Genomic DNA, 16,056 nt, shown 5'->3' with positions numbered 1-16,056 from the left:
GAACGAATGATTTTCGAAATAAACAGGTAAACAATATATCATACCTGTCAGTATATGGGAAGCTAAACCGATCCTCACGACATTTGGGTGTCAGTGGCAAACAATGGTATACTTGGACTTGTAGTTATTATGTATAAAGGAGAAGAGAATATGTCCCTATATGATATCGAGGTTGAAACGATTAACGGTGAGAAGAAGTCGCTTTCTGCATATAAAGGCAAGGTGCTGCTGGTTGTGAATACGGCGAGTGCTTGTGGACTGACTCCTCATTACAAAGGCTTGCAAAGTTTGTACGAGCAGTTCGAAGATAAAGGTTTGGTTGTACTCGGATTCCCCTGCAATCAATTTGCTGGTCAAGAGCCAGGTACGAATGAAGAAATTCAAAGCTTCTGCGAGCTCAACTATAGCGTAACTTTTCCGCTGTTTGCCAAATTGGATGTCAAAGGTGAAAACGCACATCCTTTGTACACCTATTTGCTACGCCATACCCCAGAGCCTTATCGTACAGGGGAAATCGAGTGGAATTTCGTCAAATTCTTAATTGATGCGAATGGCAACGTTGTTAAACAGTACGGCGCACGGACAGAGCCGTCTGAAATTACCCCGGATATTGAGGCTTTGTTGGCTTAGGCCAAAAAGATAGTTGCATCTAGATAGGTTGCTCGTTATAATCAGGTTAATTATGACATGAAGGAGTCGAATCATATGACAACTCGTAATCGGTTCGTACAATTTCATTATTTTGATAGGCGTTAGCACATACCTGGAAAGATCAGGGTGGGCTAACGCATTTCGCGTTGGCCTCCCTGCGGGATAGCAATTCGCGCAGGACCATAGGTCCGGCGCGTTTTTTTATCTCGTTGAGAAGGGGAAGGTGCGAAGATGCAAAATGAACGTCAAAACCAAAGAAGCTGGGAAGAGGAATTAACACACTTTAGCTCCATGGGAAATGAATCGGCTGTGGTACTCCTTGTAACTCCTTTTTCGGGTAGGTCCGAAGCCTTACTTGCTATCATTGAAGAACTGAGATTGGCAGACATTCAACTTCAAACGGCTAACGGCAGGGATGAGGACTGGAAACAAACAGCTGAGCAACAGGGGATTTGTTTCGTTCTGGAAGTTGGCAGCGCCGAGCCGTGGACAAACCTCGTGCATGTATGGGACAGTGAAGAGCAAGAACAATCTCTTATACCGCTGGATCAGGCCATTTATCGGATAGAAAAAAGATATCCGCCAGCTGACTTTACATAAACCAATAATTTTACCAAATTCAATGAAAAGTAGAGTGAACATATGGGAACTCGATATGGATTTATATATGCACATCCGGATGATGAGACTTTTCTTAGCGCTGCTGTTATTCGCGAACTTGCAGATCAGGGGGAAGCTCCTGCCTTATTGCTGGCAACTCGTGGCGACGCAGGCCGACAAGGCCTGGAGCGGGCCAAAAATCGCACGGAATTAGCGCGGCTGCGTGAAGAAGAAATGAAAGTAGCAGCCGGGATACTGGGCATTGCTCATACTGAGTATTTGGGTTGGCCGGATGGTCAATTGGCAACGATTGATTTCCCTGCATTAGTCGCTGGTGTTATTGCTTTTATTCAGAAGCATGAACTGGCGTATCTGTTTACATTCTCTGAGGATGGCGGGAATGGTCATCCGGATCATGTGACGATTTCCAAAGCCACGACAGCGGCTGTGCTGAGCGGCGAATGTCCGAGCGTGCGCAAACTTTACTATACGGCTTCAGCTTCGCTGATAGCGAGCGGTCATACACCCTCCATTCGCGTAGATACGGAGCGTTGGTGGACGATGAAAGCAGCTGCGCTAAGAGCGCATGCGACGCAGTATATCGCGATCGAGAAATTGTTCGGAGATCTGGCAAATTTCCCGGAAAATCATCGCTGGGAGGCCTTTGTCCTCGGTTGGCAGGATGGCGTGATGTGGCCTAAGCCCAAAATTTAAAAGTTAATATATCCGACCCCCACAAGTGAGGAAGGCGCTGCGAATGCTATATCTGTAGATATAGCAAGCTGGTAGGTGCCTAGGAAGGTGTGGACGAATGACACTTTGCAATTGCGAACAATGCGGTCAAGTTTTCATAACGAGTTACCAGAAACGCTGTAACAATTGCTTTCAGTTGCAAATAGCCGAATCGCACAAAGTGAAGGATTTCATGCGAAATCATCCACGAGCTACCTTGATTGAGGTATATCACCAAACAGGCGTCTCGTTGAAGACGATCAAAGAATTAATAAGGGCATAAGGGTATGCCTACGAATAGCATGGGCAAAGAGGTCTGTCTCGAAAGTAGTTTTATCTACTTTGGAAATAGACCTCTTTGCGTTAGCGGCGTACCTTCAAGGAACGATTTGCAAAAACATCCAGTAAAAGTTCATCCTTCACAGGATCTTGAAGATCCCAAGCTGTTGCGAAGCGCACTTGATGGGAAACGCCAACGATTTCATAGGTCTGAACCAGATGCTGCCTGGCAGATCCAATGATGAGTGAATGCAGGCGAAGCTGTTTCTTTTGGCCGAGATCACCAAGTCTATGTTGAATCGGCTTGGAGATTTGGCCGACACCATCGGTGACCATCACGAAGTCGGCGTCTTGAAACTGCGGCTGGTGCTGGACGATGTCCATGCCGCGGTCTAAGGGGGCGTCGAAATTCGTGCCGCCACCGAAGGCTAGCTGTGCTAGTCCATAGAAACGGTCCCAATCGGGACGTTTGTAAGACAGCACATGCTCAATGAGTTCGCCCTTCGCTCCGAATAGGAGCAGAACGAAATCCCGCCGCTCAAGAAGCGCGAAGGAGGCGAAGGTCGCCGTGAACAGCTGCGCCAGCCGCAGCTTGCTGCCGCGCATGGAATGCGAGGTATCGAGCATGCAGATGACCGGGCCTTTCTGCGGTTCCGTAATCGAGCCCGTATAATTGTAGGTCATAAGCTTGTTTTCCATCCATTTGAATAGAAAATAAGGCTCGAAATCATCGTCCGCGAGCAAACTCGCTTCACTTGGAAGCAAATGCGCGATATCGCCAGATTGGCGCAGATCATCGTATGATTCCGGCACGAAGGGGGAGCGCATCTTCTTGCGCTGTACGCGCAGGTGGTGGACATTGCGTCCGACTTCCTGCAGGAAGGCTACCAAATCCTTGCTGCGCTTGAGCTTCTCGATCCACTGCACGTACTGCTCGAACGTCTGTCGACGCAGCTTGCCAAGCTCGCTGCCCCAGCGCCGGTTCGCGAGCCGCTGACTCGCTTGCACGAGCTCGTGGACGTTGAAGCTGTCTGCCTCTTCGAGGGACAGCGTCTCCTTCAAAGCTCGACCGAGCCAGTCGCCGAGCTCGTCCTCGATCTGCTTCATGGCGGCGAGCTCGCGCGCGCTCATGCGGTCCAGCTGCCGCTGTCGGCGGTCGAGTTCCTCTTCCGCCTTGCGCAGCTTGGCTTTCAGCTTGTCGCGCTTCATGAACTCGGTGCGCATTTCGTCTTGCAGCGCGGCAATCCGCTGCTTCAACGCGCGAATCTCCTCCGCCACCAGCGGGCGCGAATCAACGGCTTCTTGCTTGTCTTCGACAGCACGTTTGCCTCGCTGCAGCGTGTAGCCGACTAGACGCAGCTTCTCGATCTGCTTCTCAGATAGCCGCTCGCTGACGTTGTTTTCGTCCTGTCCGCTTTGCTGCTGCTTTTTCTCCAGGCCAATGCCGCTTTCTTTTTGTTCTTTTTGGCGTTTCTTCACTTCTTTCTCGTAGGACTCCGTCAGCCACATCAGCGCCTTTAGCGCAGTTTTGAAAGAAGCATTTACCTGTCCGATGGTGCGTGGATGGATGGATACATAGAAATACTGCTTGCGCAGCGTCAGAATCATCCAGCGGTGAAAGGACGTTTCCTCTGCGGTGCCATCGATGTCAGGCTTCGTTAAATAAAAGCACATAAAGAAGTCGGCAAACAACTCCAACGTATACCAGGGGGCTTGGCGTACGGCTTCACGCATCCATTCTTGGGCAACTCGCGATGAATGAACATAGCCATCGAACACATATCTGTCAACTCGTGTACAGCGAATGATCATAGGAGTAACCTCTTATAGCGTATAGTCGTAAACGATACCTGGTATCTCACGGTCAAAAAGGGTGCGATATAAGCCTTGAATAGTTTGTAATATACGTTCGCCTTGAATCCGCAAATGAGTGAACTTCACGGCATATTGATCAGGATGCTGCAGGAAAATGGACTGCGACGCTATCCATTCCGGCAATTTTTTCTCTTTTTCCTGCCAGGAAACCAGTCTGCCGCGAAGACTCCGTGCGGTTTCTTCGAGTTCTGTTCGACATTCCTCTGTCGTAGCCTTCAAACGCTCTGCGGCATCTTTGTTTAGAGCGCCGCCAATCTCTTTTTTGAATTGGAAGGCATGCAGCTCGTCTTCTTTGTCCAACCACTTTTTCACAGTTAAATTGTACGTAAGAAGCGGGAGTTCCTGCTCCATTTCTCGTTTCAACATGTCCTGAAACAACGTATCGAAGATCGTTCTGATGTCAACCAAATCTTCTGGGAAATCCCAAAGCAGATGAGGGGTCAGCACCGTATCCCAAACGTTGACGGCAGAGCGTCCGTGTATGGCCGCTGAAATTTTCCAGGTGTGGCCAATCTTATGCCAGCGACGATCTGAAAGCACGTATTCTTGTTCTTCAAGGGCCGTTTTCAATTGGAACAGCATATAGATGAGCGATTCCGGCAATTGGACATCAGCCGCTTGTTGATTTACCTGCTTGACCATGTCGGTCGCTAACAAAGCCGGTACTGGTGTGGTAGGAGCTTGAAACATCAGCTCGAAACTGGATATTTGCTTGACGTACTCCACTTCGAAGCGGAACAGAAAGCGATCATACAAAGCGGCTAATTGCTCGTTATCTTCTGGCAATTCATTGGAGGCGGCCATTAAGAAGAGCAGCGGGGAGATCTGCTTGTGACGGCCATTGAAGAAGATCCGTTCATTCAAGACCGACAGAAGCGAGTTCAGGATGGCGCTGTTGGCTTTGAATATTTCATCCAAGAAAGCGAATCGAGCACTTGGCAAATAACCTTCGGTAAGTCGAATATATTCGTCGTTTTTTAACTTTTGCAAGGAAACAGGACCGAATAGTTCATCCGGCGTTGTGAAGCGCGTCAACAAATAATCGAAATAGGGCTCTTGGCCAAATAGGTCTGCCGCGGCGCGTGCTAATTGTGATTTGGCTGAGCCCGGAGGTCCTACCAACAGAAGATGTTCTCCGCTCATAATAGCCAGGAGCAAGACACGGATAAGCTCTTCGCGTTCCATGAACCTTTTTTCGAGATGTCCCATAGCTTCCCTAAGTTTGTTCTGTATAACGATGGGTTCTTTCATCATTGTTGTCCCCCTTGGCGTAGTCAAGTCCGTATGTTTCATTGTACCAAACTGCCGCGTAAACTTCGAATATGCTACAATAGAGGCGAGAATTTATATAAAGGAGCGATGATCATGCGGATTGGCGTTATTTCAGATACCCATTTATCAGCGAGGGTCCCCAAGCTGCCAGATGAACTTATACGCGGTTTACAGGGTGTAGATCTGATTATTCATGCAGGGGATTGGGTTAGTGACCATGTCATTGATTTAGTTGAAGCGATAGCACCTTGTGAATCTGTGGCAGGAAATAATGATGGTCCAGAGATCATCGATCGATATGGGTTGAGGAAGATACTATCGCTTGGCGGATATCGAATAGGACTCATTCACGGAGATGGATTTCGCAAAACGACCGAAGAGCGAGCGCGAGAAGCCTTCCTAACTGAGCGGCCGGATGTCGTTATTTTCGGGCACTCCCATATTCCTTATAAGCAAACCATCGACGGCATATTGATGTTTAATCCTGGTTCTCCAACGGACAAAAGGAGACAGCCGAATTACTCGTACGGCATACTCGAGTTAAGTGAGACGATACATGCCGAACATTTCTATTATGAGAGCAAAGTTTAAGGGGGCTACCCTCATAAACTTTGCTTTTTTTGTATAAGTTGGATAGCCTCTGCTGCCAACGTATAGGTTGGTGACAGCTCCAAGGCAGTTTGGTAGGCCTGGACAGCCTTTTGGTTGTTTTCCAGACTCTCCCAGCACAAACCTATATAGTACCAAGCATGAAAACTTCCGGCACCTTTTAAGGTCAAATGTTGTCCCGTAGATTCCCCGATTGATAAACAATGATAGAATACATCCAATGCGCTAGAAGTCCACTTTTTCAAGTAAAAAATGACCCCTTTATAGAAATGAAGATCAACATAATCAGGGTAAAGCGCAATGGCTTTATCGATCCCCGGCCACGCGCCATCTATGCTTCCAGTGCTGAAGAGGATGGCATATTTTAATTTGTACAGGAGAGAAGGCGGCATCAAGCCGCTTTGAATGAAACGTACGATAGACAAATTCACATACTCGAAAGCTTTGTCGTACTGCTGAACTCTGTAATACTCACTTGCGATGTGATATTCAACCCAGGGGTTGGAAGATGCTTGATTCGCTTCTTGATTCAGCAGCGCCATGTTGCGTTGATATTTTTTCTTGTGAGCAGTTATGGCAGGCATGTAGCCCCGATGGAGCAGCTTTAAGGGAATATGGCCCATGAGGTCGGATAATTGCTCCTTGGGGAAGATTTCTTCCACATTGAGTGTCTCATGAATGGGATATTGAAATCGCAGGCCAAGATGATTGCGGAAAAAACGTGGATGAGCAATATGAAATGCTTCGTCTTCATTTGGATGATCGCCAATATAATTAATTAGATGCACAGTAAGAATAGCAGCTTGTTCTTGGTTGAGCTGTGTGAGCAGCGCAAAGTCATGAAGAGGTTCAAACTCTTCATCTGCGTCCAGATAGAGTATCCAATCTCCTTTGGCTTGGGCTAGACCGAAGTTGCGAGCTTCAGCAAAATGGTTGTTCCATGTATAGTCAAATACTTTGGCACCAAACGATTCGCATATTTCTTTGGTGCGATCTGTAGAACCCGTATCTACAATGATCATTTCGGTAACCCAATCCTTCACGCTTTGGAGACAGGATGCAAGCTGCGCTTCTTCATCTTTCACGATCATACAAAGTGAAATCGTCGGTTGGTTCATTAGAGATCACCTCCGGTTATCCCTTGCTCGTGCAGGTTGGATGCAGGGACTTAGTGCCATAGATATGCAGCCAAGAGCAATAACATGAAAGAAGGGATTGTAGATGGAGTCATGTCCTTTATGCGAAGCCCCCAAAAGTGTGCCGTATCATAGTTACCCCAACTTTACGCTTGTTAGGTGCAGCGAATGTGATTTGATTTACCGGAAGCAGCTTTCAAGTATTCAGACAGAGCAGTTAATTCGTGAGATCTATGATGCCGAGTGGGTAGCTATGAGGGATCGATATGCGATTGATACCTTGCGAGAGCATGCTTCTTTCGGTGTACTGCTGCTGGATATGTTTTCACGTCAAAAGGGGAAACTGCTCGAAATTGGTTCAGGAACTGGTGAATTTCTATGGTTGGCTCGCGATGCGGGCTGGCAGGTGACGGGCATCGAGCCATCTGCGGTCGCCTGCGAATATGCCAAAGAACGTTATGATTTAAATCTGCGGAATGAGCTCTGGACGGAATCCCTTCTTGAACAGGGAGAAACGTTCGACGCGATTGTTTTCTGGCATGTGCTTGAACACATCTCGGACCCCAAAAGCTTTCTGAAACAAGTGAAAGAAAGGCTTAATCCTGAGGGAAAAGTGCTATTTAGCGTGCCTAACCAGCATTCGCTAACCAATGCGATGCTGGGGACTTCTTCCCCGCTGTTGATGGAAGTTGATCATTTATTTCACTATGGAAAAGAGCATCTGGAGCTGCTTCTGAGCCAGTGTGATTATGAGCTCGTTTCTTTATTCTCCCGAGAAGAGCCTTCTCGGCTTGAACGAGATTTGCAGCTAAATCCACTGATTCAAAGTCATCTCGCCAATATGAAGGAAATGAATAAAATTAAAATGATGATTAGTCTTCAGTCTGGGTGGCATGGCCATGAAATTTTTGGCGTTGCAGGGCATCGCCATGAGTAAATTGACCTTGTCGATGATTGTAAAAAACGAAAGCCAACGCTATCTCGTCCATGCTCTGAGCAAACATCGGGACTGGATTGATGAGGCGGTTATTATTGATGATGGCAGTACAGACGACACGGTAGCGATATGTCAGGAACTGCTCTCCGGGATTCCGCTGCATGTGATACAAAATACCGAATCCCGCTTCTCTAATGAGGTTCAGCTGCGCAAACAGCAATGGGAGGCCACGATTCAGAGCAATCCGGAATGGATTCTCAACTTGGATGCAGATGAGATCATGGACGATCAATTTGCTAATCAAGTAAGGCCTTTAATCGATCATTGTGAGCAGGATGCGATTTATTTTCGCCTGTACGATATGTGGAATGAGACCAGCTACCGGGAAGATGCCTATTGGAGTGCTCATCATACGTATCGGCCCTTCCTACTGCGATATAAGCCGAACTTCGGTTATTTATGGCGGGAAACGCCTCAGCATTGCGGACGATTCCCAGCAACGATCCAAATGTTCACTTACCTATGTCATGCGGCGAGAGTCAAACATTACGGTTGGGCGAAGCCGGAAGACCGAAAAGCAAAGTATGAACGATATATGAAACTTGATCCAAACGCGCAGTATGGATGGAAAGAACAATATGAATCGATTCTCGATGTCGATCCCCAACTTGTGAAATGGGAGGAATAGCCCGTTGATAACGATAAGCCTCTGTATGATCGTCAAGAATGAAGAGCAATCTCTTGCCCGTTGTTTGCAATCCATTCGAGATATTGTTGATGAAATCATCATTGTCGATACCGGTTCCACAGATCGGACCAAGGAGACAGCCGCCGCATTCGGTGCATTAATCTTTGATTTGGCATGGAATGATAATTTCGGAGAAGCCCGGAATTTCGCTTTCTCGAAAGCGAACATGGATTATATTCTTTGGCTGGATGCGGACGATGAGGTCGTGGAAGAGGACCGTTTGAAGTTTGTGGAACTAAAGCGAACCTTGGAAAGTTCGGTTGACAGCGTCATGATGCACTATTATCTAGGGTTTAACGCTGACAATCAGGTGACGACCAGTCTCAGGCGCAACCGGTTAGTTCGGCGTGCCTGCGGCTTTCGTTGGGAAGGCCCTGTGCATGAGGTTTTGCTGGTGAGCGGGAACATCATTCATTCCGACATCGCCATTACGCATAAAAAAGATAAACCTTATACAGACCGCAATCTGAGAATATATCGGCAGCGCGCGGCGGCTAATGAATCTTTCACTCCACGCGATTTATATTATTTCGCCAATGAACTGAAAGATCATGACTGTAAGGAAGAAGCAATTGACTATTATGAACGTTTTCTTGCTACGAAGCTTGGGTGGAGTGAGGATTGTTTCGCTGCTTGTTTGAAAATGGGGGACTGCTACGCCAAATTGGAGAATCGTAAGCTGCAAATTCGATCGTTGCTAAGGACGCTTCTGTATGGTAAACCAAGAGCGGAAATGTGTTGTCGGTTAGGTGCTTTGTTCCTGGAAGAGCAGCGCCTGGATTTGGCGGTGCATTGGTTTCATTCAGCCACAACATTAGGAGAACCCAAGGGATACGCTGGCGTTGTTGATTACTCGGCATGGACATGGCTGCCGCATTTGCAGCTCTGTTTGTGCTACGACCGACTGGGAGATACCTCAAAGGCACAACTCCACAATGAAATTGCGGCTGTATACAATCCTGCTCATCCGAGTATTGTGCACAATCAAGCTTATTTTGCCACGATCAGGCGAGAGGAGCGATTGATATGAGTTCGCTTAAACGAGTATTGATCAGCAGTCCTGTCCGACAAACGGCGGACATTCTTTCGCCTTTTTTACGTTCTCTCGCCGACATGGAGAAAATGACCGTTGAGGTAAGCTATTTGTTCATTGATGATAATGTGGATGACCTTGCGAGCCAATTGCTATGTCAATTTCAAATCGAGCAAGGCGGTACAGAGATCCAGCATGAAGCGGACCACGCCCATGTGTATGCGAAAGATGAAATCACGCATTATTGGCAAGAAGATGCGATATGGAAAGTAGCGCGAATGAAAGATACGATCATCGAATACGCCTTGGAACATCAGTTTGATTATTTGTTTCTAATCGATTCTGATTTGGTTTTGCATCCACATACCTTAGAGCAAATCTTGCTTGCGGATAAAGATATCATCGCAAATATTTACTGGACGAAGTGGCAGCCGGATACTTGTGAGATGCCTCAGGTGTGGATAAGCGACCAATATACGTTGTACCGCAAAGAAAGAAAAGAGGCATTAACAGATCAAGAATCGGCTATCCGCATGTGGGAGTTTCTACATCAATTGCGCGTGCCGGGCATCTACGAAGTAGGAGGACTGGGAGCTTGTACCCTAATTAGCAGCAAAGCCTTACAAGCGGGCGTTCGTTTCGCTGAAATACCCAATTTGTCCTTCTGGGGAGAAGACAGACATTTCTGTATCCGGGCACGCGCATTAGGGTTCACGCTTCATGTGGACACCCATTACCCTGCTTATCATATCTATCGTGCGGCAGATCTGGCCGGCGTTGATGCATTTCGGCAAAGCTATCAGGAATTGAAGGCCAGTGACCGGAAAATCACAATCAGCTTATGCATCATCGTAAAAAATGAACAGCAAGCCCTTCCCATTTGTCTGCATAGCGTAAGAGGTATTCCCGACGAAATTATCATTGTGGATACAGGGTCAACGGATCGCACCAAAGAAATAGCCGCCTCATACACAGATCATGTCTATGATTTTCCGTGGGTTGACGATTTTGCTGCAGCTCGAAATTTTGCTTTCTCCAAAGCAACGCAGCAGTATGTTTTGTGGCTCGATGCAGATGACACACTCACTGAGAAAGATCGCGGGCTCTTTCTATCGTTAATTGGCGGTCTGGAACCGGCGGTTGATCGTGTCACGATGGCGTATCATTTAAACTTCGATGAGAATCACAATGTGACACACAGCTTGAGGCGTAATCGATTGGTGCGTCGAGCATGCCAATTTCAGTGGATCGGTGCTGTTCATGAATATTTGGCTGCTAGCGGTTCCGTTTATCATAGTGAAGTTGCTATCACCCATCGCAAAGACAAAGCGCATACGGACCGCAATTTGCGAATTTATAGGAAGCGAATAGAAGATGGCCACCTCTTTACGCCACGCGATCACTATTATTTCGCCAATGAATTGCGGGAACATAGATGCTTTGAGGAAGCCATTACGTACTACGAACTCTTTTTAGAGGGAGAAGGTTGGCAAGAAGATAAAATAGCTGCTTCCTTACATTTAGGTGAGTGTTACAGTCATTTGGGCCAGAGAGAGGAGCAGTTGCTCGCGTTATTTGGAACATTTGAATATGACCTGCCACGCGCGGATTGCTGCTGCCGAATTGGAGCGGTTTACCTAAATGAACTTGATTATCATCAAGCGATTTATTGGTATGAGCAAGCGACGAAATCCACGAAACCAACCGAAGTGATGGGGATTTTTGATCATTCTTCTTGGACCTGGCTGCCTCACGTACAGCTGTGCCTATGCTATGACCGTGTCGGAAATCTGGACAAAGCGAAATTCCATCATGATATTGCTTTTTCATATAACCCCACACATCCTTCTATCCTCCACAATAAAAGATATTTAGAACAAACCGGAAAGTTCTAGTTTTCAAAATAGTAGTTCGAAAAAACAGGCCATCCTGCATATACTTCCAAGTATCATCTGGCGTAAGGAGGAATGAAGTTGTCACAAGCGAATATCCCCAATATTACCCCCATCATTTCAATTACAATTGGTGGAGCTGTTAATTTATTATTGGCATCTATTGCTTTGGAAGAGCTCGCTCTCGCACATATTGTCAATGCGGAAGCCGAGAAAATTCAATATGTTTTGGGAACGTTAACACCATTAGCTCCGCCAGTAGCGCCTACAATCTCAAATTTATTGTTAATAAATGAAAGTGTGAGAAAAACATTGCAGGATGTCATTAAGAAAGAAATGCTTTTACAATTCAAGATGGATTCCATTATGGAGCATTTCCCTAATACACTTGGCTAAAATTAGTTGAAAATATGATTAAAGCCCTGACGGGCTTTTTTTATTTTCCAAAAAGAGGTTTTGCAACATGTTTTACTACAAATTTCATATACATATTTAAACGGCGTACGGATAATTGCATGAGAATTTCCCATTTTATTAGCACTGGAGTTGAAAGATATGTCCATGCCGAACATACCTGATATTAAGCCGGAGATTATTCTCAAACGAAAAGAAGTCATCAACTTATTGCTGACCTCTATTGCTTTGGAGGAAATCGGTCTTTCTCACATCATCAATGCCGAAGCGGAAAAGCTTCAACATGTACTTAAAGATCAATGTTTGACCTTTCATGAAGCCTTGCAAATCAATTCCAGTATAGATCGAATGATGCGCAATGTGATTAGTAATCAAATGCTGCTTAGTTTTAAATTATCCGATATCATTCGTTTGGAAGAAAAAGAGGAACATGACGATTGCATGATGGAAGACTGTGAAGAATAGACAAATGGATTCGTATGAAAGGAGAATTAGAGGTGAGCAGCTATGATCTGCATCTATCTAAGCAAAAACTAACCTATTTAACAACGATGAAGCAATTCGTACATGCGATAGCTACAGAAGAGGAATCTATTGCTAAACTCCTAAGAGCGGAATCCAGCAAAACTACGGCCTTTCTTGGCACTGATCAGAGTTTCCCTTCGAATCCAACTACACTAGAAATCGTAAAGTACAATCAAGGCGTGATTCGATTCCTTGACTCCATGATTATGACGCAGTGGCTCATGCTTAAAAAAATAAGCGCCATGTCAACTATTCAAATGTTTCAAACCGAACGTCCGCTATCAGAGGAATCAGATTCAGAAAATAATTCAGAACTGGATAACTGGGAGTATGAAAACTTCGACTATTGAGCTTGCCATGCTAGATCAGGCGGCTTCCGTTTCCGAGATGATCCTTGTGATTCTACAGTTAATTAACGGTTTATTGCTTAGGTATCCTCAGGCTGATGAAAGGGAACGATTCCTGCTCTCCCAGAGTATTTGCGAATTGTTCAGCTCAATGTCAGAAGTCCATCGATTTCATCAACGTAAGTATCTGAAGCTCTCACAGCTTATAGATAAAAAGGGTATTGTCGAATTCGTTTATTTTAATGAAATTAAAATGTATAGCGATATAATAAGCAAACGGATTACATTAATAGCTCGGGCCTCATTGGATGAAGCATTCCGTCAATTTCAAGTGAATGTACTTAATGATTTACAGTTTATCGACAATCGATTAGCAGCTGAGGAATTGAATACGAATTTAAATGCCAGCGTAAGCAAGAAAAAAGGCAGAGCAAACGTCAAGGCTGCTCCGCCTTTATTGTTAACCAATCGAGATAAACGGACATAATAGAGAGACCTTTTGGTTAGATTTTCTAACCTGAAGGTCTTTTTGTTGATTGTAAAATAGGCCTGGAAACTTTCACCAAAACAACCTTCTCGAATACTTTATAACTATCGAATGGAGGCTGATGTAATGTCACAAGCGAATATACCAAATATATCACCTAATATCTCGGTTACGCGAGACCAAGCAATTAATTTGCTGCTATCTTCGATCGCGATGGAGGAACTAGGTTTAAGCCATATTCTCAATGCTGAAGGGGAAAAGATTCAATATGTCTTAGGCACACTTCCTGGTTTATCTGGCCCCCCGGCAACGATCAGTGATTTATTATTAATAAACGATAGTGTAAAAAGTACGATTAACACGGTAGCTAAAAAGGAGTTTTTACTTCAATCCAAATTGGATAGTATCCTTACTTTGCCTATTTCTGTAGGTCCGCAAGGACCGGTTGGACCAACTGGTGCAACTGGCGGGCCTGCACTTGGGCCAACGGGAGCGACAGGTGATCCAGGAGCAACGGGAGCAACCGGAGCAACGGGAACAGCGGGAACAGCAGGGGTTGCTGGAGCAACTGGAGCAACAGGAACAGCGGGAACAGCAGGGGTTGCTGGAGCAACGGGAGCAACAGGAACAGCGGGAACAGCAGGGGTTGCTGGAGCAACCGGAGCAACGGGAACAGCGGGAACAGCAGGAGTTGCTGGAGCAACCGGAGCAACAGGAACAGCGGGAACAGCAGGGGTTGCTGGAGCAACCGGAGCAACGGGAACAGCAGGGGTAGCTGGAGCGACAGGGGCAACAGGGGTAGTTGGAGCGACAGGAGCAACAGGAGCAACAGGAGTAGTTGGAGCGACAGGGGCAACAGGGGTAGCTGGAGCTACAGGAGCAACAGGAGTAGTTGGAGCTACAGGGGCAACAGGGGTAGCTGGAGCTACAGGAGCAACAGGAGCAACAGGGGTTGCCGGAGCGACAGGAGCAACAGGGGTAGCTGGAGCGACAGGAACAACAGGCTTAGATGGATCTGGACCCATAATTCCTTATGCATCTGGACTGCCAGTTGCTTTGACGACAATTGTTGGCGGTTTAGTTGGAACTACCAGTATGGTTGGTTTCGGGAGTTCAGCAACAGGCATTTCAATTGTCGGTGGCGTTATTGATTTAACCGGTGCGGCAGGAACCTTATTAAACTTTGCATTTTCAATGCCTCGTGCAGGCACAATTACCTCACTTAGCGCCTTTTTTAGTACGACAGTTGGACTTTCCTTAGTGGGCTCGACGCTTTCGATCACAGCTCAATTATTTAGTTCATCTACGCCAAATAATTTGTTTACAGCTGTACCAGGAGCTACTGTTACATTGGCACCTCCAATGACGGGTATTCTTGCGCTTGGAACGGTTAGTAATGGGATTGCAACTGGATTGGCGATTCCAGTAACTGCACAAACAAGGCTTATCCTCGTATTCTCTGCAACCGCGACTGGTCTATCCCTCATTAACACGGTTGCTGGCTATGCAAGTGCTGGAGTTGCAATGGTTTAGGATAACGTCATAATCTTGCCAATATTAAGGGGGTTGACTTGAAAAAAAGTCAGCTCTCTTCGTATTTTTAATCGGAACAGTAGTCAATCAAATTCATGGTGAATTGGAGGTTATTTTGTATGTCCCAACCAGATATCCCTAATATCACCCCGATAATCTCAGTAACTAGAGATGAGGCCATAAATTTATTACTTACATCTATTGCATTAGAAGAGTTGGGTTTAAGTCATATTCTGAATGCTGAAGGTGAGAAGTTACAATACGTACTAGGAACATTGCCGGGAGTAACATCACCACCGATTGCTACGATAAGTGATCTTTTATTAGTAAATGACAGCATACGAGATACGATTACAGCTGTTAGTAAAGAAGAATATCTCTTGCAATCCAAACTGGAAACAGTTTTGTCGGCACCTACTTTAATTGGCCCAACGGGTCCTACAGGTCCGACTGGACCATTTGGTGGACCTTCTGGTCCGACAGGAGTCACGGGAGTGACGGGGGCAACGGGAGTAGCGGGAGCCACGGGAGTAACGGGTGCGACGGGAGTAACGGGAGTAACGGGCGATCCAGGAGTAACGGGAGCGACGGGAGCGACGGGAGCAACTGGAGTCACGAGTGCGACGGGAGCAACGGGAGCAACGGGAGTCACGGGTGCGACGGGAGCAACTGGAGTCACGGGAGTCACGGGAGCAACTGGAGTCACGGGAGTGACGGGGGCAACGGGAGCCACGGGAGTGACGGGGGCTACGGGAGCTACGGGGGCAACGGGAGTAACGGGTGCGACGGGAGCCACGGGAGTGACGGGGGCTACGGGGGCAACGGGCGTTGCGGGGGCAACGGGCGTCACGGGAGTCACGGGAGCCACGGGAGTAGCGGGAGCAATGGGAACTACGGGAACTACGGGAACAACGGGAGTTGCGGGAGCGACGGGGGCTACGGGAGCCACGGGAGTAACGGGTGCGACTGGAACTACGGGAGTAACG

The 16,056-nt window shown here is 46.7% G+C and carries 17 protein-coding genes; 14 read left to right on the top strand and 3 right to left on the bottom strand.

The window, feature by feature from the left end; genetic code table 11:
* Positions 1-150 precede the first annotated feature (150 nt).
* The 3 genes from IEY34_RS18325 to IEY34_RS18315 all read left to right on the top strand — a co-directional run bounded on the left by IEY34_RS18325 (position 151) and on the right by IEY34_RS18315 (position 1,965).
* A complete protein-coding gene (locus IEY34_RS18325; RefSeq protein ID WP_189013786.1) occupies positions 151-630 on the top strand; it encodes a glutathione peroxidase in 480 nt (159 codons plus the stop codon).
* Between the two features lie 252 nt (positions 631-882).
* The gene (locus tag IEY34_RS18320) at positions 883-1,251 is read left to right on the top strand and encodes a hypothetical protein (protein ID WP_189013784.1); all 369 of its coding nucleotides are present in this window, start codon (positions 883-885) and stop codon (positions 1,249-1,251) included.
* A gap of 42 nt (positions 1,252-1,293) precedes the next feature.
* Positions 1,294-1,965 (top strand): PIG-L deacetylase family protein, encoded by a 672-nt coding sequence (locus IEY34_RS18315; RefSeq protein ID WP_189013782.1) that lies wholly within the window; start codon positions 1,294-1,296, stop codon positions 1,963-1,965.
* Between the two features lie 381 nt (positions 1,966-2,346).
* Here the strand turns inward: IEY34_RS18315 and IEY34_RS18310 are convergent, their stop codons facing one another.
* Both IEY34_RS18310 and IEY34_RS18305 read right to left on the bottom strand, forming a co-directional pair.
* Positions 2,347-4,074: a vWA domain-containing protein gene (locus IEY34_RS18310; protein WP_189013780.1), complete on the bottom strand. Its 1,728-nt coding sequence runs from the start codon at positions 4,072-4,074 to the stop codon at positions 2,347-2,349.
* A 12-nt stretch (positions 4,075-4,086) separates the two neighbouring features.
* Entirely contained in the window at positions 4,087-5,388 is a 1,302-nt protein-coding gene (locus IEY34_RS18305) for an AAA family ATPase (protein ID WP_189013983.1), read from the bottom strand.
* A 114-nt stretch (positions 5,389-5,502) separates the two neighbouring features.
* Here IEY34_RS18305 and IEY34_RS18300 point away from each other — a divergent pair, with 114 nt between their 5' ends.
* On the top strand, positions 5,503-6,000 hold the full coding sequence (locus tag IEY34_RS18300) for a metallophosphoesterase family protein (protein ID WP_189013778.1): 498 nt from the start codon (positions 5,503-5,505) through the stop codon (positions 5,998-6,000).
* Positions 6,001-6,011: 11 nt separating this feature from the next.
* Here the strand turns inward: IEY34_RS18300 and IEY34_RS18295 are convergent, their stop codons facing one another.
* Positions 6,012-7,136: a glycosyltransferase gene (locus IEY34_RS18295; protein ID WP_229757712.1), complete on the bottom strand. Its 1,125-nt coding sequence runs from the start codon at positions 7,134-7,136 to the stop codon at positions 6,012-6,014.
* A gap of 103 nt (positions 7,137-7,239) precedes the next feature.
* On the opposite strand from IEY34_RS18295, the gene IEY34_RS18290 reads away from it, so the two are divergent.
* The 10 genes from IEY34_RS18290 to IEY34_RS18245 all read left to right on the top strand — a co-directional run.
* Positions 7,240-8,091 carry a class I SAM-dependent methyltransferase gene (locus IEY34_RS18290; protein WP_189013776.1) on the top strand — a complete coding sequence of 284 codons (852 nt, stop codon included), beginning with the start codon at positions 7,240-7,242 and terminating at the stop codon, positions 8,089-8,091.
* Positions 8,054-8,779 carry a glycosyltransferase gene (locus IEY34_RS18285; RefSeq protein WP_229757711.1) on the top strand — a complete coding sequence of 242 codons (726 nt, stop codon included), beginning with the start codon at positions 8,054-8,056 and terminating at the stop codon, positions 8,777-8,779. The genes IEY34_RS18290 and IEY34_RS18285 overlap by 38 nt, the downstream gene beginning before the upstream one ends.
* 4 nt (positions 8,780-8,783) lie before the next feature.
* Positions 8,784-9,869: a glycosyltransferase family 2 protein gene (locus tag IEY34_RS18280; protein ID WP_189013774.1), complete on the top strand. Its 1,086-nt coding sequence runs from the start codon at positions 8,784-8,786 to the stop codon at positions 9,867-9,869.
* Positions 9,866-11,767 carry a glycosyltransferase gene (locus IEY34_RS18275; protein ID WP_189013772.1) on the top strand — a complete coding sequence of 634 codons (1,902 nt, stop codon included), beginning with the start codon at positions 9,866-9,868 and terminating at the stop codon, positions 11,765-11,767. Before IEY34_RS18280 ends, IEY34_RS18275 begins: the two co-directional genes overlap by 4 nt.
* A 78-nt stretch (positions 11,768-11,845) precedes the next feature.
* Complete coding sequence (locus IEY34_RS18270) at positions 11,846-12,160, top strand: alpha-helical endospore appendage domain-containing protein (RefSeq protein ID WP_189013770.1); 315 nt, start codon at positions 11,846-11,848, stop codon at positions 12,158-12,160.
* Between the two features lie 159 nt (positions 12,161-12,319).
* A complete protein-coding gene (locus tag IEY34_RS18265; protein ID WP_189013768.1) occupies positions 12,320-12,643 on the top strand; it encodes an alpha-helical endospore appendage domain-containing protein in 324 nt (107 codons plus the stop codon).
* 32 nt (positions 12,644-12,675) lie between these two features.
* Positions 12,676-13,053 (top strand): alpha-helical endospore appendage domain-containing protein, encoded by a 378-nt coding sequence (locus IEY34_RS18260; RefSeq protein ID WP_189013767.1) that lies wholly within the window; start codon positions 12,676-12,678, stop codon positions 13,051-13,053.
* On the top strand, positions 13,034-13,537 hold the full coding sequence (locus tag IEY34_RS18255) for a hypothetical protein (protein WP_189013765.1): 504 nt from the start codon (positions 13,034-13,036) through the stop codon (positions 13,535-13,537). The genes IEY34_RS18260 and IEY34_RS18255 overlap by 20 nt, the downstream gene beginning before the upstream one ends.
* A gap of 126 nt (positions 13,538-13,663) precedes the next feature.
* The gene (locus IEY34_RS18250; protein WP_189013763.1) at positions 13,664-15,070 is read left to right on the top strand and encodes an exosporium glycoprotein BclB-related protein; all 1,407 of its coding nucleotides are present in this window, start codon (positions 13,664-13,666) and stop codon (positions 15,068-15,070) included.
* 119 nt (positions 15,071-15,189) lie between these two features.
* The coding region (locus IEY34_RS18245; RefSeq protein ID WP_505816936.1) for an alpha-helical endospore appendage domain-containing protein at positions 15,190-16,056 on the top strand (867 nt) is incomplete at its 3' end.

The organism is Paenibacillus marchantiophytorum (assembly GCF_014640555.1).
Classification (GTDB): domain Bacteria; phylum Bacillota; class Bacilli; order Paenibacillales; family NBRC-103111; genus Paenibacillus_E; species Paenibacillus_E marchantiophytorum.
The sequence above is the reverse complement of the archived record's forward strand: the minus strand, read 5'-3'. Positions and strand labels throughout refer to the sequence as shown.